The sequence below is a fragment of the Pseudomonas sp. GW456-L12 genome (assembly GCF_059424045.1).
This window is the reverse complement of sequence record NZ_JBWKZA010000008.1, coordinates 255,355-279,710: the sequence shown is the minus strand read 5'-3', so window position 1 is coordinate 279,710 and position 24,356 is coordinate 255,355. Positions and strand designations below refer to the sequence as shown.

At 62.4% G+C, this 24,356-nt stretch carries 24 protein-coding genes and 1 other RNA gene; 11 read left to right on the top strand and 14 right to left on the bottom strand.

Annotation, left to right across the window (positions count from 1 at the left end):
- The first annotated feature begins 14 nt into the window (after positions 1-14).
- A complete protein-coding gene (locus tag AC07Y9_RS13620; RefSeq protein ID WP_087091193.1) occupies positions 15-359 on the top strand; it encodes a hypothetical protein in 345 nt (114 codons plus the stop codon).
- Positions 360-365: 6 nt separating this feature from the next.
- On the opposite strand, the gene AC07Y9_RS13615 is transcribed toward AC07Y9_RS13620, so the two are convergent.
- The gene (locus AC07Y9_RS13615; RefSeq protein ID WP_102678682.1) at positions 366-920 is read right to left on the bottom strand and encodes a GNAT family N-acetyltransferase; all 555 of its coding nucleotides are present in this window, start codon (positions 918-920) and stop codon (positions 366-368) included.
- Positions 921-1,262: 342 nt separating this feature from the next.
- Between AC07Y9_RS13615 and AC07Y9_RS13610 the strand changes: the two genes are divergently transcribed.
- Entirely contained in the window at positions 1,263-1,580 is a 318-nt protein-coding gene (locus AC07Y9_RS13610) for a hypothetical protein (protein WP_053259584.1), read from the top strand.
- A gap of 79 nt (positions 1,581-1,659) precedes the next feature.
- Here AC07Y9_RS13610 and AC07Y9_RS13605 read toward each other — a convergent pair whose 3' ends face one another.
- A complete protein-coding gene (locus AC07Y9_RS13605; protein WP_007920808.1) occupies positions 1,660-2,265 on the bottom strand; it encodes a TetR/AcrR family transcriptional regulator in 606 nt (201 codons plus the stop codon).
- Positions 2,266-2,395: 130 nt separating this feature from the next.
- On the opposite strand from AC07Y9_RS13605, the gene AC07Y9_RS13600 reads away from it, so the two are divergent.
- From AC07Y9_RS13600 to AC07Y9_RS13590, 3 genes are all read left to right on the top strand, one after another.
- Entirely contained in the window at positions 2,396-3,472 is a 1,077-nt protein-coding gene (locus AC07Y9_RS13600; protein ID WP_102678681.1) for a sugar phosphate isomerase/epimerase family protein, read from the top strand.
- Between the two features lie 2 nt (positions 3,473-3,474).
- Positions 3,475-4,356, top strand: coding sequence for an alpha/beta fold hydrolase (locus AC07Y9_RS13595; RefSeq protein ID WP_102678680.1), 882 nt, complete (start codon positions 3,475-3,477; stop codon positions 4,354-4,356).
- A 175-nt stretch (positions 4,357-4,531) separates the two neighbouring features.
- Positions 4,532-6,169 carry an ArnT family glycosyltransferase gene (locus AC07Y9_RS13590; RefSeq protein WP_102678679.1) on the top strand — a complete coding sequence of 546 codons (1,638 nt, stop codon included), beginning with the start codon at positions 4,532-4,534 and terminating at the stop codon, positions 6,167-6,169.
- A 39-nt stretch (positions 6,170-6,208) separates the two neighbouring features.
- On the opposite strand, the gene AC07Y9_RS13585 is transcribed toward AC07Y9_RS13590, so the two are convergent.
- Positions 6,209-7,309 carry a polyamine ABC transporter substrate-binding protein gene (locus AC07Y9_RS13585; RefSeq protein WP_087091200.1) on the bottom strand — a complete coding sequence of 367 codons (1,101 nt, stop codon included), beginning with the start codon at positions 7,307-7,309 and terminating at the stop codon, positions 6,209-6,211.
- A gap of 246 nt (positions 7,310-7,555) precedes the next feature.
- Positions 7,556-8,461: a LysR family transcriptional regulator gene (locus tag AC07Y9_RS13580; protein ID WP_102678678.1), complete on the bottom strand. Its 906-nt coding sequence runs from the start codon at positions 8,459-8,461 to the stop codon at positions 7,556-7,558.
- Positions 8,462-8,570: 109 nt separating this feature from the next.
- Between AC07Y9_RS13580 and AC07Y9_RS13575 the strand changes: the two genes are divergently transcribed.
- Positions 8,571-9,809: an SGNH/GDSL hydrolase family protein gene (locus tag AC07Y9_RS13575; protein ID WP_102678677.1), complete on the top strand. Its 1,239-nt coding sequence runs from the start codon at positions 8,571-8,573 to the stop codon at positions 9,807-9,809.
- Positions 9,810-9,951: 142 nt separating this feature from the next.
- Here the strand turns inward: AC07Y9_RS13575 and AC07Y9_RS13570 are convergent, their stop codons facing one another.
- The 8 genes from AC07Y9_RS13570 to AC07Y9_RS13535 form a co-directional block, all read right to left on the bottom strand.
- Positions 9,952-10,338, bottom strand: a complete 387-nt coding sequence (locus AC07Y9_RS13570; RefSeq protein ID WP_102678676.1) for a DUF6124 family protein — start codon at positions 10,336-10,338, stop codon at positions 9,952-9,954.
- Positions 10,339-10,774: 436 nt separating this feature from the next.
- Positions 10,775-11,166, bottom strand: a transfer-messenger RNA (tmRNA) gene (ssrA, locus tag AC07Y9_RS13565).
- Between the two features lie 79 nt (positions 11,167-11,245).
- Positions 11,246-11,533, bottom strand: coding sequence for a PA2433 domain-containing protein (locus AC07Y9_RS13560; protein ID WP_007920821.1), 288 nt, complete (start codon positions 11,531-11,533; stop codon positions 11,246-11,248).
- 278 nt (positions 11,534-11,811) lie between these two features.
- Positions 11,812-14,622 carry an FAD-binding and (Fe-S)-binding domain-containing protein gene (locus AC07Y9_RS13555; RefSeq protein WP_102678675.1) on the bottom strand — a complete coding sequence of 937 codons (2,811 nt, stop codon included), beginning with the start codon at positions 14,620-14,622 and terminating at the stop codon, positions 11,812-11,814.
- Positions 14,619-15,290, bottom strand: a complete 672-nt coding sequence (locus AC07Y9_RS13550) for a LutC/YkgG family protein (protein ID WP_102678674.1) — start codon at positions 15,288-15,290, stop codon at positions 14,619-14,621. The genes AC07Y9_RS13555 and AC07Y9_RS13550 overlap by 4 nt, the downstream gene beginning before the upstream one ends.
- The gene (locus AC07Y9_RS13545) at positions 15,287-16,744 is read right to left on the bottom strand and encodes a LutB/LldF family L-lactate oxidation iron-sulfur protein (RefSeq protein WP_087091206.1); all 1,458 of its coding nucleotides are present in this window, start codon (positions 16,742-16,744) and stop codon (positions 15,287-15,289) included. The genes AC07Y9_RS13550 and AC07Y9_RS13545 overlap by 4 nt, the downstream gene beginning before the upstream one ends.
- Positions 16,741-17,565 carry a (Fe-S)-binding protein gene (locus AC07Y9_RS13540; RefSeq protein WP_053259597.1) on the bottom strand — a complete coding sequence of 275 codons (825 nt, stop codon included), beginning with the start codon at positions 17,563-17,565 and terminating at the stop codon, positions 16,741-16,743. The genes AC07Y9_RS13545 and AC07Y9_RS13540 overlap by 4 nt, the downstream gene beginning before the upstream one ends.
- A gap of 144 nt (positions 17,566-17,709) precedes the next feature.
- Entirely contained in the window at positions 17,710-19,395 is a 1,686-nt protein-coding gene (locus AC07Y9_RS13535; RefSeq protein WP_007920833.1) for a lactate permease LctP family transporter, read from the bottom strand.
- Positions 19,396-19,656: 261 nt separating this feature from the next.
- Between AC07Y9_RS13535 and AC07Y9_RS13530 the strand changes: the two genes are divergently transcribed.
- Entirely contained in the window at positions 19,657-20,424 is a 768-nt protein-coding gene (locus AC07Y9_RS13530) for an FCD domain-containing protein (RefSeq protein ID WP_007920835.1), read from the top strand.
- Between the two features lie 79 nt (positions 20,425-20,503).
- Here the strand turns inward: AC07Y9_RS13530 and smpB are convergent, their stop codons facing one another.
- Entirely contained in the window at positions 20,504-20,986 is a 483-nt protein-coding gene (smpB, locus tag AC07Y9_RS13525) for an SsrA-binding protein SmpB (RefSeq protein WP_009042112.1), read from the bottom strand.
- 117 nt (positions 20,987-21,103) lie between these two features.
- Here smpB and AC07Y9_RS13520 point away from each other — a divergent pair, with 117 nt between their 5' ends.
- The 3 genes from AC07Y9_RS13520 to AC07Y9_RS13510 are packed head-to-tail and all read left to right on the top strand — an operon-like array spanning position 21,104 to position 23,262.
- On the top strand, positions 21,104-22,507 hold the full coding sequence (locus tag AC07Y9_RS13520; RefSeq protein WP_102678673.1) for a sodium-dependent transporter: 1,404 nt from the start codon (positions 21,104-21,106) through the stop codon (positions 22,505-22,507).
- A gap of 7 nt (positions 22,508-22,514) precedes the next feature.
- Complete coding sequence (locus tag AC07Y9_RS13515) at positions 22,515-22,949, top strand: type II toxin-antitoxin system RatA family toxin (protein ID WP_007920838.1); 435 nt, start codon at positions 22,515-22,517, stop codon at positions 22,947-22,949.
- Positions 22,942-23,262 (top strand): RnfH family protein, encoded by a 321-nt coding sequence (locus AC07Y9_RS13510; protein ID WP_173679750.1) that lies wholly within the window; start codon positions 22,942-22,944, stop codon positions 23,260-23,262. Before AC07Y9_RS13515 ends, AC07Y9_RS13510 begins: the two co-directional genes overlap by 8 nt.
- Positions 23,263-23,320: 58 nt before the next feature.
- On the opposite strand, the gene AC07Y9_RS13505 is transcribed toward AC07Y9_RS13510, so the two are convergent.
- Complete coding sequence (locus AC07Y9_RS13505) at positions 23,321-23,848, bottom strand: outer membrane protein assembly factor BamE (protein ID WP_102678671.1); 528 nt, start codon at positions 23,846-23,848, stop codon at positions 23,321-23,323.
- A 98-nt stretch (positions 23,849-23,946) separates the two neighbouring features.
- Between AC07Y9_RS13505 and fur the strand changes: the two genes are divergently transcribed.
- Positions 23,947-24,351 carry a ferric iron uptake transcriptional regulator gene (gene fur / locus AC07Y9_RS13500; RefSeq protein ID WP_007920840.1) on the top strand — a complete coding sequence of 135 codons (405 nt, stop codon included), beginning with the start codon at positions 23,947-23,949 and terminating at the stop codon, positions 24,349-24,351.
- Positions 24,352-24,356: the final 5 nt, after the last annotated feature.

Below are 24,356 nucleotides of genomic sequence, written 5' to 3'. Positions count from 1 at the left end.
CAGGTGCCTTGAACATGCGCAAACTGTGGCGAAAGTATCTGGACCTGCTGGACGGCGACCTGAACACGCGGGTCTTCGACAACGTCAAGAACCTGCTGGTCTGCGCCTTGCTGTTCGCCGCCGGGACCAATGCGCTGCACAGCGACCACCACCTGTTCCTGGGCCTGTTCGGCTCCGGCCTGACCGGCTGGGGGCTGATCGGGGTGTCGGCGCTGCTGATGCTGCTCAATGTCAGCGACGGCCTACGCCGCTTGGCCAGGCTGCCCTATCACCGGCTGCTGCAGGTCGCGCTGTTCCTGGTGTACCTGATATTGGCGGTGCGGGTGGTGGAGATCGTCTGGAACTTCCGGGCCGAGTAGCGCCAGTCACACCAGGGCGTCGTTGACCCGCGCGGTGAGCACATGATCCTGCCAGCGCCCGGCGATTTGCAGGTAGGCCTTGGCATAACCTTCGCGCTCGAACCCCAGGCGTTCCAGCAACGCGGCACTGCGCTGGTTGTCGGGGATGTAGTTGGCCATGATCCGGTGCAGCTTCAGCTCGTCGAACATATGGCCGATGGCGGTTTGCAGCGCCTCGTGCATCAAGCCCCGGCCCTGATGGGCCGCGGCAAGGGAATAACCCAGGTAACAGGCCTGGAACGCCCCGCGCATGATCCCGGTGAAATTGCACGTGCCGATCATCTGGCCGCTGGCCTTTTCCAGCAGGGCGAAATGCACGGCATTGCCAAAACCATAGGCGACCGCCTGCTGTTCCAGGCGCAGGCGTACCTGTTCGGGCTTGTAGTAGTGGGCAGGTCGTAACGGCGACCAGGGCGCCAGGTGCTGCTGGTTGTCCAGGTGGTAGGCGCTTTCGAGTTCGGCCTGGGCCGGGGCCAGCACCACCAGGTCGAGGCGGGCGCTGTGGAGTTCAAGGAGGGCCATGGATGCATCTCGAATAAGGAGGACAAAGGCTTGCCGGGGTGTCATCGCGACAACACACACAAACTCTACAAAAAACGCGTGTCGACCACCCCGGAAATACCCTATACAGAGAGCGGCCCGCAATCGTCCATGGCGTTCGCGGGCGCCCGTACCACCCACCACGCAGGAGATGGACATGTTCAGGTTCCTCACGGCCACTGAATTAGAGCAAACCCCTCGGCATCGTCATGGCGGCTCCGTCAGCGGAGCCATTGCTGCCTGGGAGCTGAAAAATCTGGCTCTCAATACCAAGGGGTTTGTCATATGTCCAAAGAATTACTCGGAGTTTCTGCTGTAGGGCTGATGGTGCTGGGCGAGTTCTGCGCGATCTACAGCGAAGTGGTCGCCGCCCGCCTGGCGCATACGGGCAACACGTCATGGCCGGACCTGGCGTTGCCTGTACTGATCATGTGTTTCGCCGGTATCTGCCTGATTGGCGCCTATTGGCTGGGCTATTTGGCGGTCGGCGATATCTGGATGATCACGGTGGTGTCGGTGACCTCGCTGTTGCTGCTCGAACCGCTGGTGATCTGGTCGGTGTTCCGTGAGGTGCCGGGGCGCGGCACGCTGATCGGCTGTTGCCTGGGCGCGCTGGGCATGCTCTCGGCGGTCTTTCTGTAAATCGCGCAATGACTCGAATACGGCCTGGCGGTGATCCCGCCGGGCCGTTTTTTTGTCCGCGATTGGCTGCTCGCAAGTGTTAAGTGGCCGCTTCGGTTTGCGCATCGAAGGCCGCCATGGCCATGGGAATCATCGCCAATAGGCGCGACCTGCCGATGCCGTCCCGGGCCTGCACCGACAGCCCATGCAGCACCGTGGCATAGCAGTCCCCGAGGGACATCACGTCGGTGCGCTTGGGCAGCTCGCCAGCGCGCACGGCCTGCTCCAGGCGCTCGATGATGGAGCGGGTCCTGTCGCGACGGTGTTCGGCCAACCATTCTCTGATGCCGTCGTTGTCCGCCGAGCAATTGGTGGCGGAGGACACCACCATGCAGCCCAGTGGCCGGTCGGGCTGGGTATAGAGTTCGACGGCTTCCCTGAGCATGCGTTCGATGGCATCGCGGGCACTGATGTCGTCGCCCAGGGCTGCGTCGGCAAAGGCGCCGTCGCCTGATTCGTAGACTTCGATGGCTTCGCGAAACAACGCTTCCTTGGAGCCAAAGGCCGCATAGATGCGCGCCGAGGCAATGCCCAGCGCGTCCACCAGATCGGACATGGACGTGGCCTCGAAGCCGCGCTGCCAGAACACATCGCGCGCCTTGTACAGGGCCTGCTTTCGGTCGAATTCGCGGGGTCTGCCAGCCATGTCCAGTTCTCGATGCAAAGGGAGTGCTGCCAATTATTGGTCGATCGACAAAAAAATCAAGCCATCGTATTGACGGGGTGTCGAGGGGAGCCCTATTGTTTGTCGACCGACAAATAATAGGGCGTGAACCATGAAAACCCTCAAGGGACCGAGCCTGCACCTGGCTCAATTCAGTGATGCGGCACCGCCATTCAATACCCTGCCCGCCATTGCCGCATGGGCGGCGGGGCTGGGGTTCAAGGCGCTTCAAGTACCGGCCTGGGATGAGCGGTTGTTCGATGTCCGCCTGGCGGCCAGCAGCCAGGATTATTGCGATGAGGTCAGCGGCACCCTGGCCGAACATGGGCTGGTGATCAGCGAACTGACCACCCACCTGTTCGGCCAGTTGGTGGCCGTGCATCCGGCCTACGACAGCCTGTGCGATGGCTTCGCCCCGGCGGCTCTGCGGGGCGACAGTGGCGCCAGGACCCAGTGGGCCCTCGAACAGCTGAAACTGTCGGCCAAGGCTTCGCGTCGGTTGGGGCTCAGCGACATGGGGACCTTTTCCGGCTCGTTCGCCTGGCCCTATTTCTTTCCCTTTCCACAACGCCCGGAAGGCCTGGTCGACTCGGCGTTCAATGAGCTGGCCAAGCGCTGGCTGCCGATTCTCGACGCCTGTGACGAGCAGGGGGTGAACCTGTGCTACGAGATCCACCCGGGCGAGGACCTGCATGACGGCGTGAGCTTCGAGATGTTCCTGGAGCGGGTCGGCAACCACCCGCGCTGCAAGATGCTCTTCGACCCCAGCCATTTCGTCCTGCAGCAACTCAATTACCTGGACTACCTGGATATCTACCACGAGTTCATTCGCATGTTTCATGTGAAGGACGCCGAGTTCAATCCCACCGGCCGCCAGGGCATTTACGGCGGTTATCAGCCCTGGGCCGAACGGGCCGGGCGGTTCCGTTCGCTGGGCGACGGGCAGGTGGATTTCAAGGGGATCTTTTCCAAGCTGGCGCTCTATGACTATGCCGGCTGGGCGACCCTGGAATGGGAGTGCTGCCTGAAAGACCAGGAGCAGGGCGCGCGCGAAGGCGTGGCCTTTATCAACGAGCACATCATCCAGGTGACGGACAAAGTCTTTGACGACTTCGCCGGCGCGCCGCTGGACCAGGCCCAGATCAACCGACTGCTGGGCATTGCCCAGCCCTCCCATCAAGGACGCTGAGCATGGATCTTTTCGAGCAGCAGGCTTTTGCCGGGCGTGACTACCGCCATGGCTACGTACAGGTGGACGGCGGGCGCATTCACTATGTCAGTGAGGGCCAGGGCAAGCCTGTGCTGTTGATCCCCGGGTGGCCGCAGACCTGGTTCACCTGGCGCCATGTCATGCAGGCGCTGGCCGGGCAGGGTTACCGGGCGATCGCGGTCGACCTCCCCGGCATGGGCTTGTCCGATCGCCCCGAGCAGGGCTACGACACCGGCACCACGGCGTCTCGCCTGCAGGCCTTGATGCTGGCGCTCGGTTACAGCCAGTACTCGGTGGTGGGGCACGATGTCGGCATGTGGGTGGCCTACGCCCTGGCCAGCGACTATCCGCAGGCGGTGGAGAAACTGGCCCTGACGGAGGCGGTGATTCCCGGCCTGGCCGAGGCGCCGACGATCTTCGCGCCTGCGGGGCAGAACATCTTTCTCTGGCACTTCATGTTCAACCAGTTGCAGGACCTGCCGGAGATGCTGATCGCCGGGCGGGAGGCGCAGTACCTGGCTTACATGTTCGAAAAGTGGTCGGTGCATCAGGAGCGGGTCGCGGTCCAGACCTATGTCAAAGCCTACTCGGTGCCCGGTGGGCTGCGGGGCGGGTTCGCCTATTACCGGGCCATCCCCGAGAGCATCCGGCAGAACCGCGAGCGTGCCAGCTGCCCACTGGCAATGCCGGTCCTGGCGATTGGCGCCGAACACGCCACCAACGATGCGCCGTTGCTGACGATGAAGGGCAATGCCCTGAGACTTCAGGGGGCGATAGTGCCGGGGTGTGGCCACTTCATTACCGAAGAGGCACCCGAGGCCTTTATTGCTCATCTGTTGCCGTTTCTTCGGCAGGAGGACTGAACACGCCAAGTTGAGTGATCAGGGGGGAGGGGGCGCCAGCCTGTCTTTGCGAGTGGGGCTGATGGGAGGCCAGCATTTTTTTACAGGCTGTTCAGGGATGGTTCAGGGCTTGGCGCTGCAACATGGCAGCCGGCATCCCCAGCCTTCGGGCAGCGCACCCTCTGACGGATCATCCATGGACCACCACCGTATTCGCATCGAGATGTTGGGCGTTTTTCTGCTGGCCCTGATGCTGTTCACCCTGGGCATCTGGGACCAGCCGGCGCAAGGCTTCGATGGGCGCTGGATGTTGTTCTTGCAGGAGATGTTCCGCCACGGCGCGAGCCTGTTTCCCACCACCTATGGCGAGCCTTACCCGGACTATCCGGGCACCGCCACCTTGTTCAGCTATGGCTTTGCCCAGCTGTTCGGCGCCCCTAACGAATTGGCCAATATCCTGCCCACGGCGCTGGCCTCGGCCGGGGTGCTGGCGCTGCTGTACCGCCTGTTGGCGCCGTTCGACCGCACCTGGGCGCTGCTGGCGGTGCTGCTCACGGCGCTGACCACCCAGTGGCTGGAGAAGTCGCGCTCGGTATGCCTGGACCAGATGGTCTCGCTGCTGTGCCTGGGCTGTTTTTACCTGCTGCACAGCGGCGAGCAGTTGGGTTCTAAATGGCGCCAGTACGCAATTTTTCCGCTGTTCGTCATCGCCTTCGCCATCCGCGGCCCCCTGGGACTGATCGAGGTCTGCGGCGTGGCCTGTACCTACTGGGCATTGAGTACTTGCCGGGCACCGGGCGACGGCTGGCGGCGGCTGAGCAAGGTACTCGTCCATGGGCTGGTCGGCCTGATCCTGCTGGCTGCCTGCTGGTGGGCGTTGATGCAATTGGCGCAGTTCAGTGGCGGCGAAGCCTTCGCCCGGCAGGTCTACCAGATGCAGGTGGGCGGGCGCCTCGATGAAAGCGGCGAGCCGCTGTATTTCTACTTTCAGCTCAGCCTCTACCGGTACTTCCCGGTGGTGCCGCTGGCGCTGGCGACGCTGTTCGTCCTGCGTCGGCAATGGTCCACGCGGCACGCCGACGACAAGCTGCAACTGCTGGCGCGCCTGGGCGCCTGTGGATTGATGATCCTGCTCGGCTTGTCGGTGCCGCACTTCAAGCGTGCCTATTACATCCTGCCCATGGTGCCGATGTTCGCGGCAGTCGCGGCTTACGGCCTGCTCCACCCGCAGCGCTGGCTGCTCAGGGTGCGCTGGTTTTATCTCGGCCTGGTTATGCTGTTGCCGGGCTTGTGCGCCGTGGTGTTGCTGGTCTGTCGGCACAGCTGGCAGAAACACAATTATTGGCCGGCGCTGTCGTTGCCGCTGATGATGGCGGTGTTTTTCGGCCTGCAGGTGCTGGCGCTGCATGTCTGGCAAACCACTCGCAATGCGCCGGGGCGGCGCCTGGTGTTGCTCAGCCTGTTGGCCCTGGCGGCGCAGTGGTGGCTGCTGGTGAAGGTGATCGAGCCGGCCAAGGACCTGCAATTCGCCACCCGGGGTTTTGTCGGGCAGGTCGAGCAACTGCGTGGGGAGGACCGCGGCACCCTGGTGTTTCTCAACCTGGGCAAAGACACCTGGGCGGTGCGCTACATGATGAACCTGGACCACGACGAGCAGCCGCGGTTTATCGGCAAGGACGATCTGTCGCCGCTGGCGTCGTTGCCGCGTCCGGCCTGGGTGATCCTGGCGCGCAAGGATCGGGCATTGCTGGCGGGAACTGCGCTGGAGCAGGCGACCCCGGTGTTCGAGGGGCGCTTGAATGACAATCCCTGCCTGGTGTTCGAGCTGAAGTGAAGGCCAGGCAGCCCCAGGGCGGGGCTGCCTGAGGGCGGATTATTTATCCGACTTGATACTGGTCCAGACCCGGGTCCGCACGCGCTCCAGCTTTTGCGGCAGCGGCTGCACCACATAGAGCTTCTTCAGGGCTTCGGGGGTTGGCGTCAGGTCGGTATTGCCGGTGATCTCCTTGTTGATCAGCGCAATCGAATCCTTGTTGGCGTTGGGGTAACCGAGGAAATCACTGATGGGCGCGATGACTTTCGGGTCCAGCAGTGTGTTGAGGAACTCATGGGCCTCGGCGACATTCTTCGCGCTCTTGGGAATAGCGAAGGTGTCGAACCAGATCGGCGCGCCTTCCTTGGGCAGGCGCCAGTCCACCACCACGCCGTTGCCGGCCTCTTTGGCGCGATTGCCGAACTGGTAGAAGCTGCCGGAGTAGCCGATGGCCACGCAGATGTCGCCATTGGCGATATCGGTCATGTATTTGGCCGAGTTGAAGTAGGTGACGTAGGGGCGGATCTTCAGCATCAGATCCTTGGCTTTTTCATAGTCCTGCGGGTTCTGGCTGTTGGGGTCCAGCCCCAGGTAATGCAGGGCCAGCGGCAGGATTTCCGACGGCGAGTCGAGCATGGCCACGCCGCAGGATTTGAGCTTCTCCATGTTCTCCGGCTTGAATACCAGGTCCCAGCTGTCCACCGGCGCGTTGTCGCCCAGCGCCGCCTTGACCTTGGCAGGGTTGAAGCCGATCAGCACCGTGCCGTACATGTAGGGCACGCCGTACTGGTTGCCCGGGTCGTTGCGGTCCAGCAGCTTGAGCAGCTCGGGGTCCTGGTGCTTCCAGTTGGGCAGCTTGGACTTGTCGAGCTTCTGGAACACCCCGGCCTTGATCTGGGTGTCGAGAAACTGGTTCGACGGCACCACCAGGTCGTAGCCCGAGTTGCCGGTCAGCAGCTTGGCTTCGAGGGATTCGTTGGTGTCGAAGGTGTCCCAGGTGACCTTGATGCCGCTGTTCTTGGCGAAGTCCTTGGGCACCGATGGCAGGATGTAGTCGGCCCAGTTGTACACCCGCAGCTCGCGCTGCTCGGCCTGTGCCGCGCCGGCCAGCAGCGACAGCCCACAAACGGTTGCACTCAGTATGCGTTTCATAGTGGCCATGAATGGTTTCCCCAGCGTGGCGATGGTTTTTATGTTCTGTACGCGGCAGGCGGTCCTTGAAAGGGCAAAGGACAAAGAGGGTCAAGGTTCACAAGGGCGGTTCTGGTGACAGCCTGGGCCACCGAGTCAGTGGTCCGGGTTCGATTCTTGCCGACGGCCCCTGGGATTCACAGCACGGGGTTGGCCAAAAGGGGATCGTAATGGCCATTGATCGTGTCCATGGCAGGCAACGCGCTGGCCCTGGGTTCAGGGAATGAAGCCCGGCAACCGCGCCACTCGCTCGGCCAGGTAGTCCATGAGCAAACGCACGCGCAGGGGCCGGTAGCGGCGCTCGGGGTAGATCAGGAACGCCTCGTTGGCTGGCCCGCTCCAGTCGGGCAGGACCCGCACCAGTTGCCCGCTGTCCAGCAGGTCGCTGACCAGCCAGGCCGGGGTGACACACAGCCCCGCGCCCTGCAGCACGCCGTCGCGGATGGCCAACGAGCTGTTGCTCCGGTAGCGCCCTTTGGGGGTGACGCTGACCTTCTCGCCGCTCGGGCCGCTCAGCTCCAGGCGGTCGCCCGCCGCCAGCCAGGCGAAGCGCAGGAAGTTGTGTTCGCCCAGGTCGGCCGGGCTGTTCAAGGGCGCATGCTGGCGCAGGTACTCCGGGGCCGCCACCAGGTAGCGCGGCGACGTCGCGATGCGTCGGGCGATGGCGTTGGGCGGCAGGTCCCCGCCCAGGCGCAGGGCCAGGTCGACGTTTTCCTCGGTGAGGTCGACGAAGCGATCGTTGAAGATCAGCTCCACCTCGATGTCCGGGTATTGCGCCATGAACGCCAGCAGCAAGGCATTGAGGTGTAACACCCCCAGGCTCACTGGCACGTTAACCCGCAGCACGCCTTCGGGGCGCTCGGTCAGGCCGCGCACCTCGGCCACCGCTTCGCTGTATTCCTCCAGCACGGCTTTCGCCCGTTCGTAGAAGCGCTTGCCCTGTTCGGTGGGCGTCAGCCCGCTGGTGCCGCGGATGAGCAGGCGGGTGCCCAACTGCTGTTCCAGGGCAGCCACCAGCTTGCTGACGGTGGGCTGGGTGCTGCCCAGCTCCCGGGCGGCCGACGACAGGCTGCCCAGCTCGACGGCGCGGACGAAGCAATGCATCGCTTTGAGGCTGTCCATGGGTATTCGATATCGGAATGGGTTGTATGAAGTTATGCCTTCTATCACGGTTATTTCGAATGGAGCAATCTGGCTCGCCTCAGCCTTACGGCCTCAAGGAGCTACCCGGATGAAAGCCCTGCACTCAAGATTTTCCCTGCCGCTGATAGTCACGGCCCTGCTTACCGCAGGTCCTGCCCTGGCCCAGGACAACTGGCTCACCACCTGGATGGCCAGCCCGCAACCAACCTGGGGCAACGAGCTGCCGCTGCCCACGCGGATTCCCGAAACCCTGGCCGACAGCACCATCCAGCAGAAGCTGCGCGTCAGCGTCGGTGGCAGCCGGGTGCGGGTGGTGGTGTCCAACGAATACGGCCAGCAGCCTCTGCTGATTGGCGCAGCGTGGGTCGCCGCCATGGAGGAGGGCGAGTCCGTTCGCGCAGGCTCCGGACAAGTCCTGAAGTTTGGCGGCGAGGAGCAGGTCAGCATCGCGCCGGGCGAAACCCGCACCAGCGACCCGGTCGCGCTGGCGGTGCCGGCCCTCGGCGAGCTGCGGGTTTCGCTGTACCTGCCACAGCCCACGCCGTTGACCACCTTCCACTGGGACGGCAAGCAAACCGCGTTCATCAGCCCGGGCAACCAGATTGATGCGCCGCGCCTGGAAGGCAAGGAGCAGGTGCAAGCGCGGCTGTTCCTCAGCGACATCCTGGTGGACGCCGCGCCCGACAGCCGGGCGCTGGTGGTGCTCGGCGACTCCATTACCGACGGCAACGGCTCGACCCTGGACAGCAACCGCCGCTGGCCCGACTTCCTCGCCCAGCGCCTGGCCGCCGAGAACATCGCCGTGCTCAACGGCGGCATATCCGGCGCGCGCCTGCTCGAAAATGGCATGGGCGCCAGCGCACGGGCACGTTTCGAGCGCGACGTGCTGAGCAAACCCGGGGTGAAAAGCGTGGTCGTCATGCTGGGAATCAACGACATCAGCTGGCCCGGCACCGCCTTCGCGCCCAACGCACCCTTGCCTGCACTGGACAAGCTAATCGCCGGTTATCGACAACTGATCGACCAGGCGCACCGCCACAACCTGCGCATCATCGGCACCACGCTGCTGCCCTTCGAAGGCGCCCTGGAAGGCAGCATCATCGAGCACTACCACAGCCCGCAAAAGGAACAACTGCGCCAGGCGCTCAACCAGTGGATTCACAGCAGCCGGGCATTTGATGCGGTGATCGACTTTGACCAACTGACCCGCGATCCACAGCATCCGACCCGGTTGTTGCCGTTGATCGATTCGGGCGATCACCTGCATCCGGGGGATGCGGGGAATAAGGCGATGGCGGAGGGGGTGGATTTGGAGATGCTTTTTTGAGTGTTTGGCGGGTGCGTTGAATTCGAATGCGGCCAGCATTCCAGGCTCGTTCAGGCCGTGTCTGTTTTCCACATGCGCAGGTGATGTCATTAAGGAACAGCGCGGCAGGTCATGCTGCCGCGCCGTGCGTTCGCGGGGTGTTCTACTTCAGCGATGGCGTGTGGCGACTGCCATCGAGCAAGGCGTCTACCACGGCCCGTGCCATCTCCACCGAGTGCACCAGGGACCAGATCAAACCGCGCTCGATGCCACTGCCGCGCTCAGTGATTTCATCGGAAACCTTCTCGGCGCTTTTCAGCAGCAGGGAGACATGGAGCAGGGCTTCTTCGGCGTTGATGCCTTCCCGGACCGAGAACAAGGAATCGCGGCTCACCGGGATACTGACGGTTTTTTTGAGCGACTGAATCAGAGACACATCAGCAGGCTGAACTGAAAGCTTTTGCCGGATGTGCTGATTGGCCAGATCGTGTTCGAGGTTCCTGACGCGATGGGTCGCAGTGCGGGGCGGATCGGGGACGAGCTTTTTCATGGTGTAACTCCTAGTACAGAGATAGGAGCCATCACCGTCGCTGCTAAACGATAGGGTGGCGGCCGTTCGCAGGTTAGCAGACCGGTGACTAGGACCCCGGCGCACCCGAAGGTGCCCTGCGCACGGCCGCCATAAAGCGGAGCCAAAAAAAAGCGCCGCGTAATGGGGGCGCCATGCGCCTAGTTACACGTCGAGCTGCTAAACCCGGTCACTGAATTTGCAGTGACGAATCGAGGCTAGCCAGTGCAGGGCGGTAGGCGCAAGCGGCTGGGAGTTTCTAGGAAAATTCGCACAATAGAAAGAGACTTAACGCTGCTTCAGGGGAAGGAAGGCTCGGCACTGTGAGTGCGGGGAGGGGGCGGTGGGCGATGGTGGCGGAACGTTAAGGCCAGAAACAACAAAGCCCGCACAAGGCGGGCTTTGTTGGTGCTTCGTTTGGTGGAGCCGGGGGGATTTGAACCCCCGTCCGCCAGTACTCCGCTGTCGGTACTACATGCGTAGCCGTGTCTATTGAGTTAACCCTCAGCGACCCGACGGGCAGGGTGCTTTGGGCGAGTTGTGTAAGTTTTAGCCGCTTCGTCCACAACGTACTGCACGGCGATTCTGTTCTGTATGACAATCATTTCGGGTTTACAGACATCCCCTGATGATTGCTGGACCCGAAGGTACCAGAAGGAAGGCTAGCGCCGCTTACGCAGCGAGAGCGTATTCCCCGTAGGTTTCGTCATTGGCAACTATAGGAAGTTGCAACAGTGGATTTACGAGTTCTGTTACCAACTCGGCATGCACCTAAAGTTTCGCAACCGGCGTCGAATCCTAAACGGCCCCGAACCTGCTGTGCATTACCAGCAGGTTTGTAGAGTCTACGCCAAAATGGCCCGCAAGGCCATCCCGAAGGCGGGGCCCGTTAGCCGCCGCCTTCACCCTTGGCGCTGTTCTGGATGCTCTGGATCGCGCGGGTGGTCAGGGCGATGCATTCCTTGGTGCCTTCCTCGGTGTTTTTCGCCTGGGCCGCCTGGGCTTGTTGCACAGTGGCGTCGATGTTGGCCTGCAGGTCCGCGGCCTGGATGGTGGTCCGTGCATCACGGATGGTTTGCAGGTTCACCTGGCACAGGTCTTCCTGGTTCCCGGCGAAGCTGGGGGAAGCCAGGACCGAAGCGGTGACGAACAGGCCTAACAGTACAGAGCGTTTCATGGGCGTCTCCTTGAACTGAAGGGCCAGGCGCTGCTGGCCATCAGTACGAACTGCCGAGATTTCAGGAAGCTCCCGTTTTCGGGAGCTTGATCGGTGGACTGCGGTGGTTCGCCAGGGTTCTATTTTTCTGCCCAGGGTCGCGACCACTGAGCCTGCGGGTGCAAGAAACCTGTAGGAGCTCGCCATGGTCGTTAACGGTATCGCCCACTCACTGGCTAACCGCAGTGCTCTCCAGTTCATCGCGAGCAAGCTTCGCTCCTACAGTGGGCGCATACCGATCAGGCTTGCCGGGACTGGGTCACCCGGTCCACCAGATAGACCAGCCCGTGATAATCGATCCCGCCATGCTGGCTCAGGCCGATTTCACAGGTGCGGCTGGTGGAGATGCCTTCGCTGCAGTACTGCACCGCGTCCTTGAGACTACGCAGGGAGTGGGCGTTGAGCTCTGGTGTGGTGAACCCTTTATCGCCGGCGAAGCCGCAGCAATGGATGCCTTCCGGGATCACCACATTGGTGCTGCAACGCCGCGCCAGGTCGATCAGCGCCTGGCTTTCGCCCAGGTGCTGGGTGCTGCAGGTGACATGCACGGCGACCGGCGCTTCCTGGGGAGTGAACTCGAGCTTGTCCATCAGGTGGGTGCGGATGAAGCGCACCGGGTCGTACAGGTCCAGGCGCACATCGCCCAGGTCCTGCACCAGACGCAGGGTGCAGGGGCTGGTGTCGCAGTAGATCGGGTCGAGGCCGCCGCGGCTGGCGTGGAGCAGGGCGCCGATCAGTTCCTGGCGCTTGTGCTCGGCCTGTTCCGCGTAGCCCTTGGAGGCGAACGGCTGGCCGCAGCACAGGCTTTCGACATTGTCCGGGATCACCACCTGGTAGCCGGCTTTTTCCAGCAGGCCGCGGGTCTTGTCGTAGAGCGAGCTTTGCTCTTTGTCCCCGGCCGCCGGGCCCATGACCCGCGACACACAGGCCGCCAGGTAGACCACCCGTGGCCGCTGGTCGCTGACGGCCGGGCTGAACCGAATGGCCCGTTCCGGCTGCGGCATGGCGCTGGTCCATTGCGGCACCTGGCCTTTGGATAGTTTGCTCAGCGCCGCCGAAACCCTGGCCAGGCGTGGCGCCCCCAGCAGCATCCGCGCGCCGTTGGCCACGTGCAGGGTGAACCGCGCGCCTTGCAAGGTGGCGGCGAAATGCGAGCCAAGCCAATCGGCCGCCTTGGCGTGAGTGGCGTGCTGGCTGCGTAGCTTTTTCACCAGCTCGCCGGTATTGATGCCCACCGGGCAACGCTGGGCGCACAGGCCGGTGGCGGCGCAGGTGTCGATGCCCTGGTATTGATAGGCCGCTTCCAGCTCCGTGGTGTCGACGCCGGCGCGCTTGCGGGCCTGGATATCGCGCCAGATCACGATGCGCTGGCGCGGGCTCAGGGTCAGCCCCTTGGACGGGCACACCGGCTCGCAGAAGCCGCATTCGATGCACTTATCCACAATCTCGTCGGCCGCCGGCAGCGGCTTGAGGTGCTTGAGGTGGATCTGCGGGTCTTCGCTGAGCACCACGTCCGGATTGAGGATGCCGTTGGGGTCGAGCAGGCGCTTGAGTTGCCACATCAACTGGTAGGCATCGCTGCCCCATTCCAGTTCGACGAAGGGCGCCATATTGCGCCCGGTGCCGTGCTCGGCCTTGAGCGAGCCGCCGAACTCCACCGCCACCAGTTGTGCCACGTCATCCATGAAGGCCTGGTAGCGCGCCACTTCCTCGGCGCTGTTGAAGCCCTGGGTGAAGACGAAATGCAGGTTGCCCTCCAGCGCATGGCCGAACAGGATCGCCTCGTCGTAGTTGTGTTTGTCGAACAGCGCGATCAGGCGATTGACGCCGATCGCCAGCTGCTCCACCGGGAAGGTCACGTCTTCGATGATTACTGTGGTGCCGGTCTTGCGCACCGCGCCGACGGCGGGGAAGGTGTCTTTGCGGATCGCCCAGAGCTTGGCGTTTTCCTTCGGGTCTTCGGTGAAGTCGACCTGTTTTTCCACCGGGAAAGACGCCAGCGACGCCATGATCTGCGCCAGTTGTTCCTGGAGCAGCGCGCAAGATGCCGCGCGGGATTCGATCAGCAGCGCACAGGCATTGGCGGACAGTTGCTGGACGAAGGCCGGCATCCCGGGTTTGTCCTGCACCGAACGCAGGCTGCGGCGGTCCAGCAGTTCCACGGCGGAAACGGGCTGGTTTTTCAGCACGGTTACCGCGTTGCAGCAGGTTTCCACATCCGGGAAGACGATCAGCGCCGAGGCTTTGTGCGGGTGGTCGATCACCGTGTCGTAGGTCACCGCGCTGATAAAACCCAGGGTGCCTTCGGAGCCCACCAGCAGGTGGCTGAGGATGTCCAGCGGCTCATCGAAATCCACCAAGGCATTGAGCGACAGGCCGGTGGTGTTTTTCAGCCGGTACTTGTGGCGGATTTTCGCCGCCAGTTCGCTGTTGGCGCGGGTCTCGCGGCCGAGGCTGGCCAGGCGTTCCAGCAGATCGCCATGGCTGCTGCGAAAGGTCGCGACGCTGGCGGCGTCTTCGGTGTCCAGGCGAGTGCCGTCGGCCAGCACCAGGCGCAGGCCGGCCAGGGTGTGGTAGGTGTTTTGCGCGGTGCCGCAGCACATGCCGCTGGCATTGTTGGCGACGATGCCGCCGATCTTGCAGGCGTTGATCGAGGCCGGATCGGGGCCGATCTTGCGTCCGAACGGCGCCAGCCAGGCGTTGGCCTGGGCGCCGATCACCCCCGGTTGCAGGCGGATCTGCTGGCCCTGGTCGCGGATCTCGCGGGCATTCCAGTTATCGCCGAGCACCAGCAGCACCGAATCGCTGATGGCCTGTCCCGACAGGCTGGTGCCGGCGGCGCGAAAGGTCACCGGTACGCGGTCGCGCTGGGCCAGCTTGAGCAGGGCCACCACTTCGTCTTCGGACTCGACGCGGATCACCAGTTGCGGAATCAGCCGATAAAAACTCGCATCGGTGCCGAAGGCCAGGGTGGAGAGCGGGTCATCGAAACGCCGCTCCTGGGGGATCAGTTGTTGGGCATCACGCAGAAAAGCCGTCGGTAGACTCATTGGTCCTCCAGGATCAGCACCACCAGGTCTTTCGGGCCGTGGGCGCCGTAGGCCAGGACCTGCTCGATATCGGCGGTCTTCGACGGCCCGGACACCAGCAGCGCGTTGGTCGGCATGCCCTGGGCCCAGGCGTATTCCTGCTGGACTTGATAGAAGTTGTCGCGGATCTCGCTGGCCTTGAGCAGGGCGAAATGCACCGGCGGCACCAGGCTCATCAGCCGCGGTTCTTCGCGGGTAGGCCAGAGGATCAGGCTGCCGGTGGCGGCGATGGCGCCGAGGGTGGTGGTGAGGCTGGCCGGGGTGTCGTTGAACAGCTCGGCTTTCCATTCCTCGATGGGCCGATCATAGGCCTTCAACGTCGGCAACCCGGGATGCTCGGCCCAGTATTGGCTGACGCGCTGGCCGTGGGGCGTGGTCGGGGCGATCAGCAGGCTCGGCAACTGGCGTTCGCTCAGCAGGCGGGCGAGCAGCGCCGGCCAATCCTGGGCGGTGGTCTGATGAATCTCGGTGTGCACCGCTTCCATCTGCTTGCGCAGTTGCGGGATGCGTTGTTCCGGTGTGTAGGTGTAAGGCTCGGTGACCAGGGCCTCATCGAAGTTATCCACAATCGGCGTGGTACCGCTCAGGCTGCTGCGCAGCTTGCCGAGGATGTTCTGTTTGGCGCTCATCGACGTTCTCCCTGTTTGGCCAGATGCTCGCGGGCCAGGTCGTGCAAAGACCGGGCGGCGGGTTTCGGTGCGCTGTGGTTTTGCGTCCAGGGGCCGACGTTGCTCGGGGTCAGCGCGCGCAGGCGGGTGGCCGCGAGGCTGAACAGGCGATACAAGGTCGGCGAACTGTTGAGCCTGGCCCAGGCGTTCCAGATAAAACGTTCCTTGCGCGAGTACTTGCTGCCCTGGCCGCGCATCACCTGATGGGGGCTGTCCGGAGCCTTGACGTTCTCTTCGCGCAGGCGACGCAACAGGCTCGGGATCGGGATCTTCACCGGACACACTTCGCCGCAGGCGCCACACAGCGAAGACGCGCTCGGATGGTCCGGCACCTTGGCCAGGCCGACCATGTGCGGGGTGATGATCTTGCCGATGGGGCCGGGGTAGACCTCGCCGTAGGCGTGGCCGCCGATGCGGGTGTAGACCGGGCAATGGTTCATGCAAGCGCCGCAGCGGATGCAGTTCAGGGTCTGGCGCAATTCGCTGTCGGCGAAGGCCTGGCTGCGACCGTTGTCGAGCAGCACCAGGTGCACTTGCTGCGGGCCGTCCAGCTCATGCTCCTTGCGCGGGCCGGAGATCATGTTGACGTAGGTGGTGATCGGCTGGCCCAGCGCCGAGCGGGTCAGCAGCGATAGCAGCGGCACCACGTCGCGCAGGTTCTCGACGACCTTCTCGATGCCGGTGACGGCGATGTGCACGGGCGGCACCGTGGTCGACATGCGGCCGTTGCCTTCGTTTTCCACCAGCAGCAGGGTGCCGGTCTCGGCCACGGCGAAGTTGACGCCGGAGACGCCGATGTCCGCTTCGAAGAATTTCTGCCGCAGGACCCTGCGACCGATCTGAATGAGTTGGTCAACGTCCTTGGTGTACTCCACACCAAGTTTGTCGTGGAACAAGGACGCGACCTGACCGGCGTTCTTGTGGATCGCCGGCATGATTATGTGTGAAGGCTTCTCGTGGTCGAGCTGGACGATGAACTCGCCCATGTCCGACTCAAGGCATTCAATGCCTTGTTCAGCGAGGACATGGTTCATCTCCATCTCTTCGCTGACCATCGATTTGCCCTTGATCACTTGCCGCGCCTCGTGAGCCCGGATGATCGAGAGGACGATGCCATTGGCCTCGTCCACCGTTTCCGCCCAGTGCACTGTCACACCGTTGCGGGTCAGGTTCTGTTCAAGCTGCTCGAGCAGGTCGGGCAGCTTGGATAACGCACGGGCCTTGATCGCATTGCCCAGGGCCCGCAGGTGTTCGCGCTCGTGGGCATCGCTGAACGACGCCGCACGTTTGGCCATGAGGGAATCCATGGCGCTGCGAAAGTTGTTTCGCAGTTGTCGGTCGCCCAGGGCCTGGTGGGCCCGGGTGCGAAAATCGTCCGACACGGTCAGGGTCGGAATCAGCTCCGGGGCGCTCATGCGGCACCTCCGGTACGCTGCCAGAGGAAGCTGGCCAGATGTTGGCCGCGCAGCGCTTCCCGTTGTTTCTCCAGCGAACCGTTGATGTTCATCAAGCAGCCGCAGTCGGCGCTCAGCACCTGGTGGGCGCCGGATTCCTTCAGCGCGCGGGTCTTGTCCGCGACCATCGCGCCGGAGATGTCCGGCATTCGGACGCTGAAAGTCCCGCCAAAGCCACAGCATTCGCTTTCGTGGTCGTGTTCTACTCGTTCCACGTTGCCCAGTTGTGCCAGCAGCTCACGACCGTGCAGGTGGGTGTTCATCTCGCGCCGTGCCGAGCAGGAAGTGTGCAGCGCCACCTTGATCGGCTCGCCACTGTCCTTGAGCTGCACCTTGCATACGTGCAACAGGAACTCCGCCAGCTCGTAGGTGCGTTCGGCCAGGGCCTGCACCTGCTTCAAGGTTTGCGGCTCGTCCTTGAACAAGTCCGCGTAGTGCTCGCGCAGCATGCCCGCGCAGGAACCCGATGGCACCACCACCGGATAGTCGCCGGCGAACAGCGCCAGTTGCGAGCGGGCCACGGTGCGCGCCTGCTCGGTGTAACCCGAGGTGTAGGCCGGTTGTCCGCAGCAGCTTTGCCCTTGCGGGTACTCCACGCGAATGCCTTCGCGTTCGAGCAAGTGAATCGCATCCATCCCGGCTTCGGGATAGAACAGGTCGACCACACAGGTGCCGAACAGGTAGACCCGCGACGGTTTCTCGCTGGGGTACTGGCGCGGTTCGGCCAAGGGTGGTGCGACACGGGTCGCGTTAGGCACGGCGTTGTAAAAAAGCTCGCTCATCAGGCGTGTCTCCGGGTGGTCCCGGTTATCCGTCTGCGGCGGTTGCTGAATATAGAGAGACAAGCTTTCAGCAGCCTTGCAGACCGGGTTGTGAGTTGCAGGCGCCGGGTGGGTGCTCCGGCGCCGGTTCTTTCGGTGTCGCGATCAGTGCACCAGCATGCCGGTGAACCAGTAGGCCTGGGCCAGGGTGATCAGGCCGACGATGGTGGCAAAGAATAGGCTGTGCTTGAGGGTGAAGCGGAACAGGTCCGATTCCTTGCCTACCAGGCCGGTGGCGGCGCAGGCCACGGCGATCGATTGCGGCGAGATCATCTTGCCGGTCACGCCGCCGCTGGTGTTGGCCGCTACCAGCAGGGTGTCGTTGACGCCGATCTGGTGCGCGGTGGTGGCTTGCAGCGAGCTGAACAGGGCGTTGGACGAAGTGTCCGAACCGGTCAGGAACACCCCCAGCCAGCCGAGGAACGGCGAGAAGAACGGGAACGCCGCGCCGGTGCCGGCCAGCACTAGGGCCATGGTCGAGGACATGCCGGAGTAGTTGGTGACAAAGGCGAAGGCCAGCACCATGCCGATGGACAGGATCGGCCAGCGCAGTTCGTAGAAGGTCTCTTTCAAAGTGGTCAGACCAGTTTTGAAATTGATCTTCAGCACCAGCATCGAGATCAGCGCGGAGAAGAAAATCGCCGTGCCGGTGGCGGAAATCGGGTCGAGTTTGAACACCGCCGGAATCGCGGTCGGAGTGGCGACGATTGGCGCGCTCTTGATCACCAGCTGATCCAGGTGCGGAATCGCGAAGTTGAATACCCAGCTGTACATCGAGCCGCCGGCGGCGAACATCGCCTTGAACGGCTTGAGGGTCCAGATGGTGACCAGCACGGTGAGAATCAGGAATGGCGACCAGGCCTTGAAGATTTCACCGAAGCTGTAGGGCGAAGGCTGGGTGGTGCGCGGCTGGCCGAAACCGCCGTTGCGCACGGCAGCGGCGCCGACGCTGGCGGTGGCCGCGGCGAACGAACGCTTGGGTTGCCAGACCTTGAGGAACAGCGTCAGGGAAACCAGGCTGGCCAGGGCCGAGGTGATGTCCGGCAGTTCCGGGCCGATGAAGTTCGAGGTGAAGTACTGGGTCACGGCAAAGCTCAGGCCGGCCACCAGCGCCGCGGGCCAGGTCTCTTTGACGCCACGCAGGCCGTCCATCATGAACACCAGCCAGAACGGCACGAACAGCGACAGCAGCGGCAGCTGGCGGCCGGTCATGGCGCCGATCTTGAACGCGTCGATGCCGGTTACCTGGCCCGCCACGATGATCGGGATGCCCAGGGCGCCAAAGGCCACCGGGGCGGTGTTGGCGATCAGGCACAGGCCGGCGGCGTACAGCGGATTGAACCCCAGGCCCACCAGCAGCGCGGCGGTAATGGCGACCGGCGCGCCGAACCCGGCGGCACCTTCGAGAAAGGCCCCGAAGCAGAAGCCGATCAGCAGCACCTGTAGGCGCTGGTCGTCGGTGATCGACAGCACGGAGCTGCGGATGACCTCGAACTGGCCGCTCTTGACCGTCAGTTTGTAGAGGAACACGGCGGCGACGATGATCCAGGCGATGGGCCACAGACCGTAGGCAAATCCATAGCCAGCGGCGGCAAGCGCCATGTCGGCGGGCATCTGGAAGGCGAAGATCGCCACCAGTATCGATAGCGCCAGGGTGATGCTGCCGGCAACGTGTCCTTTGAGGCGGAACACGGCCAGAGCCAGGAAGAAGAAGACGATCGGGATGACGGCGGCGAGGGCGGACAGGCCGAGGCTGCCGAGCGGGCTGTAAAGCTGTTGCCAGGTTTGCATATGGGGTGGCCCCTAATTGTTGTTGGTCAGGCACTGGTCAGCGTATTTGGTTAATTGGTAAGACCAATTTACAATCGCTGTTGGCTAGGGTAAAAGCCTTGTGAGCGGTGTGTCAATTTGCCGCCCTAAAACTTTTGTCGAAGGTGCGGTGCAGATGGCATCTGATCCGCTCGCCGATGTGCGTTCTGATAGGTGCTGGCGGGGCCCCGATAGGCCAGAATAGAGAGCCCGGCGCGCGGTCGGGATCGTGGAGAGTGAGTTATGGGGTTTGATCAGATTCGTCAGCGCCGTTTGTCTGACGATATTGTCGAGCGGCTCGAGGGGATGATCCTCGAGGGCACGCTGAAGTCCGGTGAGCGCCTGCCGGCGGAGCGTGCGTTGGCGGAACAGTTCGGTGTCTCGCGACCGTCGTTGCGCGAGGCGATCCAGAAACTCACGGCCAAGGGCTTGCTGGTCAGTCGCCAGGGTGGCGGTAACTATGTGGTGGAGTCGCTGGGCTCGACCTTCAGCGATCCGCTGCTGCAGTTGTTGGAAAGCAACCCTGAAGCCCAGCGTGACTTGCTGGAATTTCGCCACACCCTGGAAGCCTCATGCGCCTATTACGCGGCATTGCGTGCCACCGAGGTGGATCGTGAACGGCTCACCGCGGCCTTCGAGGAACTGCAGGATTGCTATTCCCGGGCCGGCGATGTGAGCCGGGCGGAAGAGGGGGCGGCAGACGCGCAATTCCACCTGGCGATTGCCGAGGCCAGTCACAACGCTGTCTTGCTGCACACCATTCGCGGGCTGTTCGATCTGCTCAAGCGCAACGTGGTGACCAACATTGGCGGCATGTACAAGCAGCGCACCGAAACCCGCGACATGCTGATCAGCCAGCACCGCGATCTGTACCAGGCGATTATCGAAGGACGTGCCGAGCAGGCGCGCGAAGTCTCCAGCCGGCACATTCTGTATGTGCAGGAAGTGCTGGAAGAGGTGCGTCAGGAAGTGCAGCGCGTGGCTCGGGCGGAGCGGCGCAAGGGGATTTAGTTGGGAGATTCATCGCTGGCCAGCTCGCTCCTGCTAGGAACGAGCTGGCTCGTGATCATGGCATCAAGGCAGAAGGGCGTTACTCTTCCTTGCCCTTGTTGCGCACCGCGCGATGCAGCTCACGATCGGAGTCGCGCTCGCGTTCGGTATGACGCTTGTCGTATTCCTTCTTGCCCTTGCCGAGTGCGATCTCGCACTTGACCATGTGCTTGCTCCAGTAGAGCGACAGGCACACGCAGGCATAACCCTTCTGCTGCACGGCAGCGAACAGCTTCTCCAGCTCGCGCTTGTTGAGCAGCAGTTTGCGCGAGCGCACGGGGTCGGCGATCACATGGGTGCTGGCGGTGGTCAGTGGCGTGAAGTGGCTGCCCAGCAGCCAGGCTTCGCCGTCCTTGAGCAGCACGTAACTGTCGACCAGTTGTGCCTTGCCCGCACGCAGACTCTTTACTTCCCAGCCGGCCAGGACCATGCCAGCCTCGAACCGATGTTCGATGAAGTAATCGTGACGCGCCTTTTTATTTTGCGCGATGGTCCCTGTTGGGTGTTTCTTCTGTTTAGCCATAGGGGCGGCATTATAGGCAGTTGCACGCGTGTCGGCTACGGTGAAGCTGCGTGCTTGAGCAGGTTGAGTGAATCCCGGACAATGCGTCCTCTTTTTTCTCGGTTGGGCGCGTTTTTGATGTCGACGGACAAGGTTTCTGTCCACGGCGGCTGGGCCAGTCGCTGGGTTTTCATACTCGCTGCGACTGGTTCTGCCGTGGGCCTGGGAAGTATCTGGAAATTCCCATATATGGTCGGCGTCTACGGTGGCGGCGCCTTTGTCCTGGTATTTCTCGCCTGCATTGCGCTGATCGGTGTGCCGGTGATGCTGGCGGAAACCCTGATCGGCCGTCGCGCCCGGCAAAGCCCGGCCAATGCCTTGAAGGCGCTGGCCCTGGAGGCCGGGCATTCGGCCAAGTGGTCCTGGGGCGCGTTCGCCGGGATGATCACGGCCTTGTTGATTCTTTCCTTCTACAGCGTCGTTGGTGGTTGGTCGCTGGACTACATCATCGATATGGGCCGTGGTGATTTCCAGGGTGTGACGGCGGATCAGGTCGGCACCTATTTCGGCACGGTGATTGCCGACCCCTGGCGGCTGACGCTGTGGCACACGCTGTTCATGCTGTTGTCGGCGGCTGTCATCGCCAAGGGCGTGGTGGCCGGGCTTGAGCGCAGCCTACGGATCATGATGCCGCTGTTGTTCGTGATGCTGCTGATCCTGCTGGGTTACAGCCTGACCACCGGGCATTTCATGGAAGGCGTGCATTTCATGTTCGACTTCAGCACCGACAAGCTGCTCGACGGCCTGTTGCCGGCCATGGGGCATGCGTTCTTTTCCCTGAGCGTCGGTGTCGGTTCCATCATGATCTACGGCGCTTACATGCCGAAGCATTCGTCCATTTCCGGCACTATTGTCGGCGTGGCGCTGCTGGATACCTTCGTTTCGCTGCTGGCGGGGCTGGCGCTGTTCCCGATCGTGTTTGCCGCGGGGTTGAACCCGAGTGAGGGTCCAGGGCTGATGTTTGTCAGTTTGCCTTTTGCCTTTGGTAATGTGGCGTTCGGCCAGCTGATGGGCGTGGTTTTTTTTGTCCTGGTGGCCATTGCCGCCTGGAGCTCGGCGATCTCGCTGCTGGAGCCGATGGTGGCTTACCTGGTGGAGCGGACTCGAATCCGCCGCGGCTGGGTGACATTCTGGCTGGCGTTTACCTGCTGGTTCGTCGGATTGGGAACGGTGTTCTCCTTCAATATCTGGCAGCAGGCCAAGTTTTTCGTGAACGAAGGCGGGGCTTTCCACCTCTACCAATGGGGGGCGGCGGGTGGTCTGGATTTCTTCGGGGTGATCGATTTCTTCACCTCGCGGATCATGTTGCCCTTGGGTGGCCTCTGCTTTGTGGTGTTCGCGGGTTGGGTAATGGGGCGCGAGGCGGTTCGTGATGAGCTGTCGATCCGCAGTCCGCTGCTTTTTGCCCTGACCCTGTTTTTGATGCGCTATGTGGCGCCCATCGGCATTCTTATAGTGTTTGCCGCCCAGTTGTGGAAATGACGCTGACATGACGACACATATTCAACGCTCGGCCCTGTTGCCTTATCCGGCGCAGTTTTTGTACGACCTGGTCAACGACGTGGCGCGCTACCCGGAGTTTTTACCCTGGTGCTCGTCGGCCGAGGTGCTGGAGAGCAGTGAGGTGCAGATGCGCGCCAGCCTGGCCGTTGCCAAGGGCGGGCTCAGCCAGCATTTCGTGACGCGCAATACCCTGGTGCCGGGCCAGTCGATCGAGATGAACCTGGAGGAAGGGCCGTTCAACCAGTTGCACGGCGTGTGGATTTTCAAGCCGCTGGGCGAGAAGGCCTGCAAGATCAGCCTGGATTTGTCGTTCGACTACGCCGGTCCACTGGTTCGCGCGACCTTGGGGCCTTTGTTCAACCAGGCGGCCAACACCCTGGTCGATGCGTTTTGTCAGCGGGCCAAGCAGTTGCATGCTTGAGCCAATGATCGAAGTCGAGGTGGTGTATGCCGCGGTCGACCGGCAGGTATTGCTCAGTGTTGCGGTGCCAACGGGGACTACTGTTCGTGCGGCAGTGAAAGGCTGTGGGATAGGCACGCAATTTCCAGAATTGGATCTGGACAATTGTCCGCTGGGGATCTTTGGCAAAGCGGTTGCGGACCCGGGGAAGCAGCCGGTTCGGGCGGACGACCGCATTGAAATCTACCGCCCGCTGCTGGCTGACCCTAAAGAGGTCCGACGTCTGCGCGCGGCAAAGGCGGCGCAGGCCCGGGCTCGTACTTCAGAGTCCTGAGCAAATCGACAGGCAACAAAAAGCCCGGACTCGCCGGGCTTTTTTATTTCACCACAAATTATTGCGGCGAGGTGTCCAGAGGTTCTGGCGTTGGCACCGGAACGGTCTCGACGTTGTCGACGTCCTTCTGGATCTGATCGAGCAGAGAGCCAGGCTTGGCCGGTTTTTCCGGTTTTGGCTGTTCGGCGTTTTCAGTAGGGGCGGTCACGGTAGTGCCGCTGTACTTGCCCAGGATGGCTTCGTCGCGGCTTACGCCAGGCATGAAGTCACCGGAAAGGCTGACCAGTTGGTCGTTACCGTTGAAGATAACGCTGACGCGCTCCTGCTGGCGTTCACCGCCACCTGGTTGCAGGCTGTACAGATAATCCCAGCGATCGGCGTGGAACGTGTCGGTCAACAGAGGGTTGCCCATGATAAACCGTACTTGCCGGCGGGTCATTCCCGGGCGTAACTGGTCTATCATGTCCTGCGTGACGACATTGCCCTGCTGGATGTCGATTTTGTAAACCCCGGGGAATGAACAACCGGCGAGTGCGAGCAGTCCCACGAAGGTGAAACTGGTTAGCAAGAGCTTGGTGTTTTGCATCGGTGGGCGACTTCCACTATCTTGGCTGGGACAACGTAAACCCCGATCATACCCGCATTAAGAGAAGCTGCGAAGCAGCATCCGCGAGAAAGCTGACCATGGTTGAAAATAGCGAACTACGTAAAGCCGGCCTTAAAGTGACTCTGCCACGGGTCAAAATTCTACAAATGCTCGATTCCGCCGAGCAGCGACACATGAGCGCCGAGGATGTTTACAAGGCGCTGATGGAAGCTGGCGAGGATGTCGGTCTGGCCACGGTTTACCGTGTTCTGACCCAGTTTGAAGCAGCAGGCCTTGTGGTACGCCACAACTTTGATGGCGGTCATGCGGTATTCGAACTGGCTGACGGCGGTCACCACGACCACATGGTCAACGTGGATTCCGGTGAGGTGATCGAATTCTTCGACGAAGAAATCGAGAAGCTTCAGAAGGCGATTGTCGAGAAGCATGGCTTCGAGTTGGTGGATCACAACTTGGTGCTGTACGTACGCACGAAGAAATAAGCATG

What these genes read in the sequence shown, in the direction of transcription:
- AC07Y9_RS13605 (WP_007920808.1), bottom strand. Translation starts at nt 2,265, where the DNA reads ATGGCTGGCAGACCCCGCGAATTCGACCGAAAGCAGGCCCTGTACAAG.
- AC07Y9_RS13610 (WP_053259584.1), top strand. Translation starts at nt 1,263, where the DNA reads ATGGTGCTGGGCGAGTTCTGCGCGATCTACAGCGAAGTGGTCGCCGCC.
- AC07Y9_RS13545 (WP_087091206.1), bottom strand. Translation starts at nt 16,744, where the DNA reads ATGAGCGCCCCGGAGCTGATTCCGACCCTGACCGTGTCGGACGATTTT.
- AC07Y9_RS13540 (WP_053259597.1), bottom strand. Translation starts at nt 17,565, where the DNA reads ATGAGCGAGCTTTTTTACAACGCCGTGCCTAACGCGACCCGTGTCGCA.
- AC07Y9_RS13575 (WP_102678677.1), top strand. Translation starts at nt 8,571, where the DNA reads ATGAAAGCCCTGCACTCAAGATTTTCCCTGCCGCTGATAGTCACGGCC.
- AC07Y9_RS13520 (WP_102678673.1), top strand. Translation starts at nt 21,104, where the DNA reads ATGTCGACGGACAAGGTTTCTGTCCACGGCGGCTGGGCCAGTCGCTGG.
- AC07Y9_RS13535 (WP_007920833.1), bottom strand. Translation starts at nt 19,395, where the DNA reads ATGCAAACCTGGCAACAGCTTTACAGCCCGCTCGGCAGCCTCGGCCTG.
- AC07Y9_RS13595 (WP_102678680.1), top strand. Translation starts at nt 3,475, where the DNA reads ATGGATCTTTTCGAGCAGCAGGCTTTTGCCGGGCGTGACTACCGCCAT.
- AC07Y9_RS13620 (WP_087091193.1), top strand. Translation starts at nt 15, where the DNA reads ATGCGCAAACTGTGGCGAAAGTATCTGGACCTGCTGGACGGCGACCTG.
- AC07Y9_RS13615 (WP_102678682.1), bottom strand. Translation starts at nt 920, where the DNA reads ATGGCCCTCCTTGAACTCCACAGCGCCCGCCTCGACCTGGTGGTGCTG.
- AC07Y9_RS13510 (WP_173679750.1), top strand. Translation starts at nt 22,942, where the DNA reads ATGCTTGAGCCAATGATCGAAGTCGAGGTGGTGTATGCCGCGGTCGAC.
- AC07Y9_RS13550 (WP_102678674.1), bottom strand. Translation starts at nt 15,290, where the DNA reads ATGAGCGCCAAACAGAACATCCTCGGCAAGCTGCGCAGCAGCCTGAGC.
- AC07Y9_RS13555 (WP_102678675.1), bottom strand. Translation starts at nt 14,622, where the DNA reads ATGAGTCTACCGACGGCTTTTCTGCGTGATGCCCAACAACTGATCCCC.
- AC07Y9_RS13585 (WP_087091200.1), bottom strand. Translation starts at nt 7,309, where the DNA reads ATGGCCACTATGAAACGCATACTGAGTGCAACCGTTTGTGGGCTGTCG.
- fur (WP_007920840.1), top strand. Translation starts at nt 23,947, where the DNA reads ATGGTTGAAAATAGCGAACTACGTAAAGCCGGCCTTAAAGTGACTCTG.
- AC07Y9_RS13515 (WP_007920838.1), top strand. Translation starts at nt 22,515, where the DNA reads ATGACGACACATATTCAACGCTCGGCCCTGTTGCCTTATCCGGCGCAG.
- AC07Y9_RS13505 (WP_102678671.1), bottom strand. Translation starts at nt 23,848, where the DNA reads ATGCAAAACACCAAGCTCTTGCTAACCAGTTTCACCTTCGTGGGACTG.
- AC07Y9_RS13560 (WP_007920821.1), bottom strand. Translation starts at nt 11,533, where the DNA reads ATGAAACGCTCTGTACTGTTAGGCCTGTTCGTCACCGCTTCGGTCCTG.
- AC07Y9_RS13580 (WP_102678678.1), bottom strand. Translation starts at nt 8,461, where the DNA reads ATGGACAGCCTCAAAGCGATGCATTGCTTCGTCCGCGCCGTCGAGCTG.
- AC07Y9_RS13600 (WP_102678681.1), top strand. Translation starts at nt 2,396, where the DNA reads ATGAAAACCCTCAAGGGACCGAGCCTGCACCTGGCTCAATTCAGTGAT.
- AC07Y9_RS13590 (WP_102678679.1), top strand. Translation starts at nt 4,532, where the DNA reads ATGGACCACCACCGTATTCGCATCGAGATGTTGGGCGTTTTTCTGCTG.
- smpB (WP_009042112.1), bottom strand. Translation starts at nt 20,986, where the DNA reads ATGGCTAAACAGAAGAAACACCCAACAGGGACCATCGCGCAAAATAAA.
- AC07Y9_RS13570 (WP_102678676.1), bottom strand. Translation starts at nt 10,338, where the DNA reads ATGAAAAAGCTCGTCCCCGATCCGCCCCGCACTGCGACCCATCGCGTC.
- AC07Y9_RS13530 (WP_007920835.1), top strand. Translation starts at nt 19,657, where the DNA reads ATGGGGTTTGATCAGATTCGTCAGCGCCGTTTGTCTGACGATATTGTC.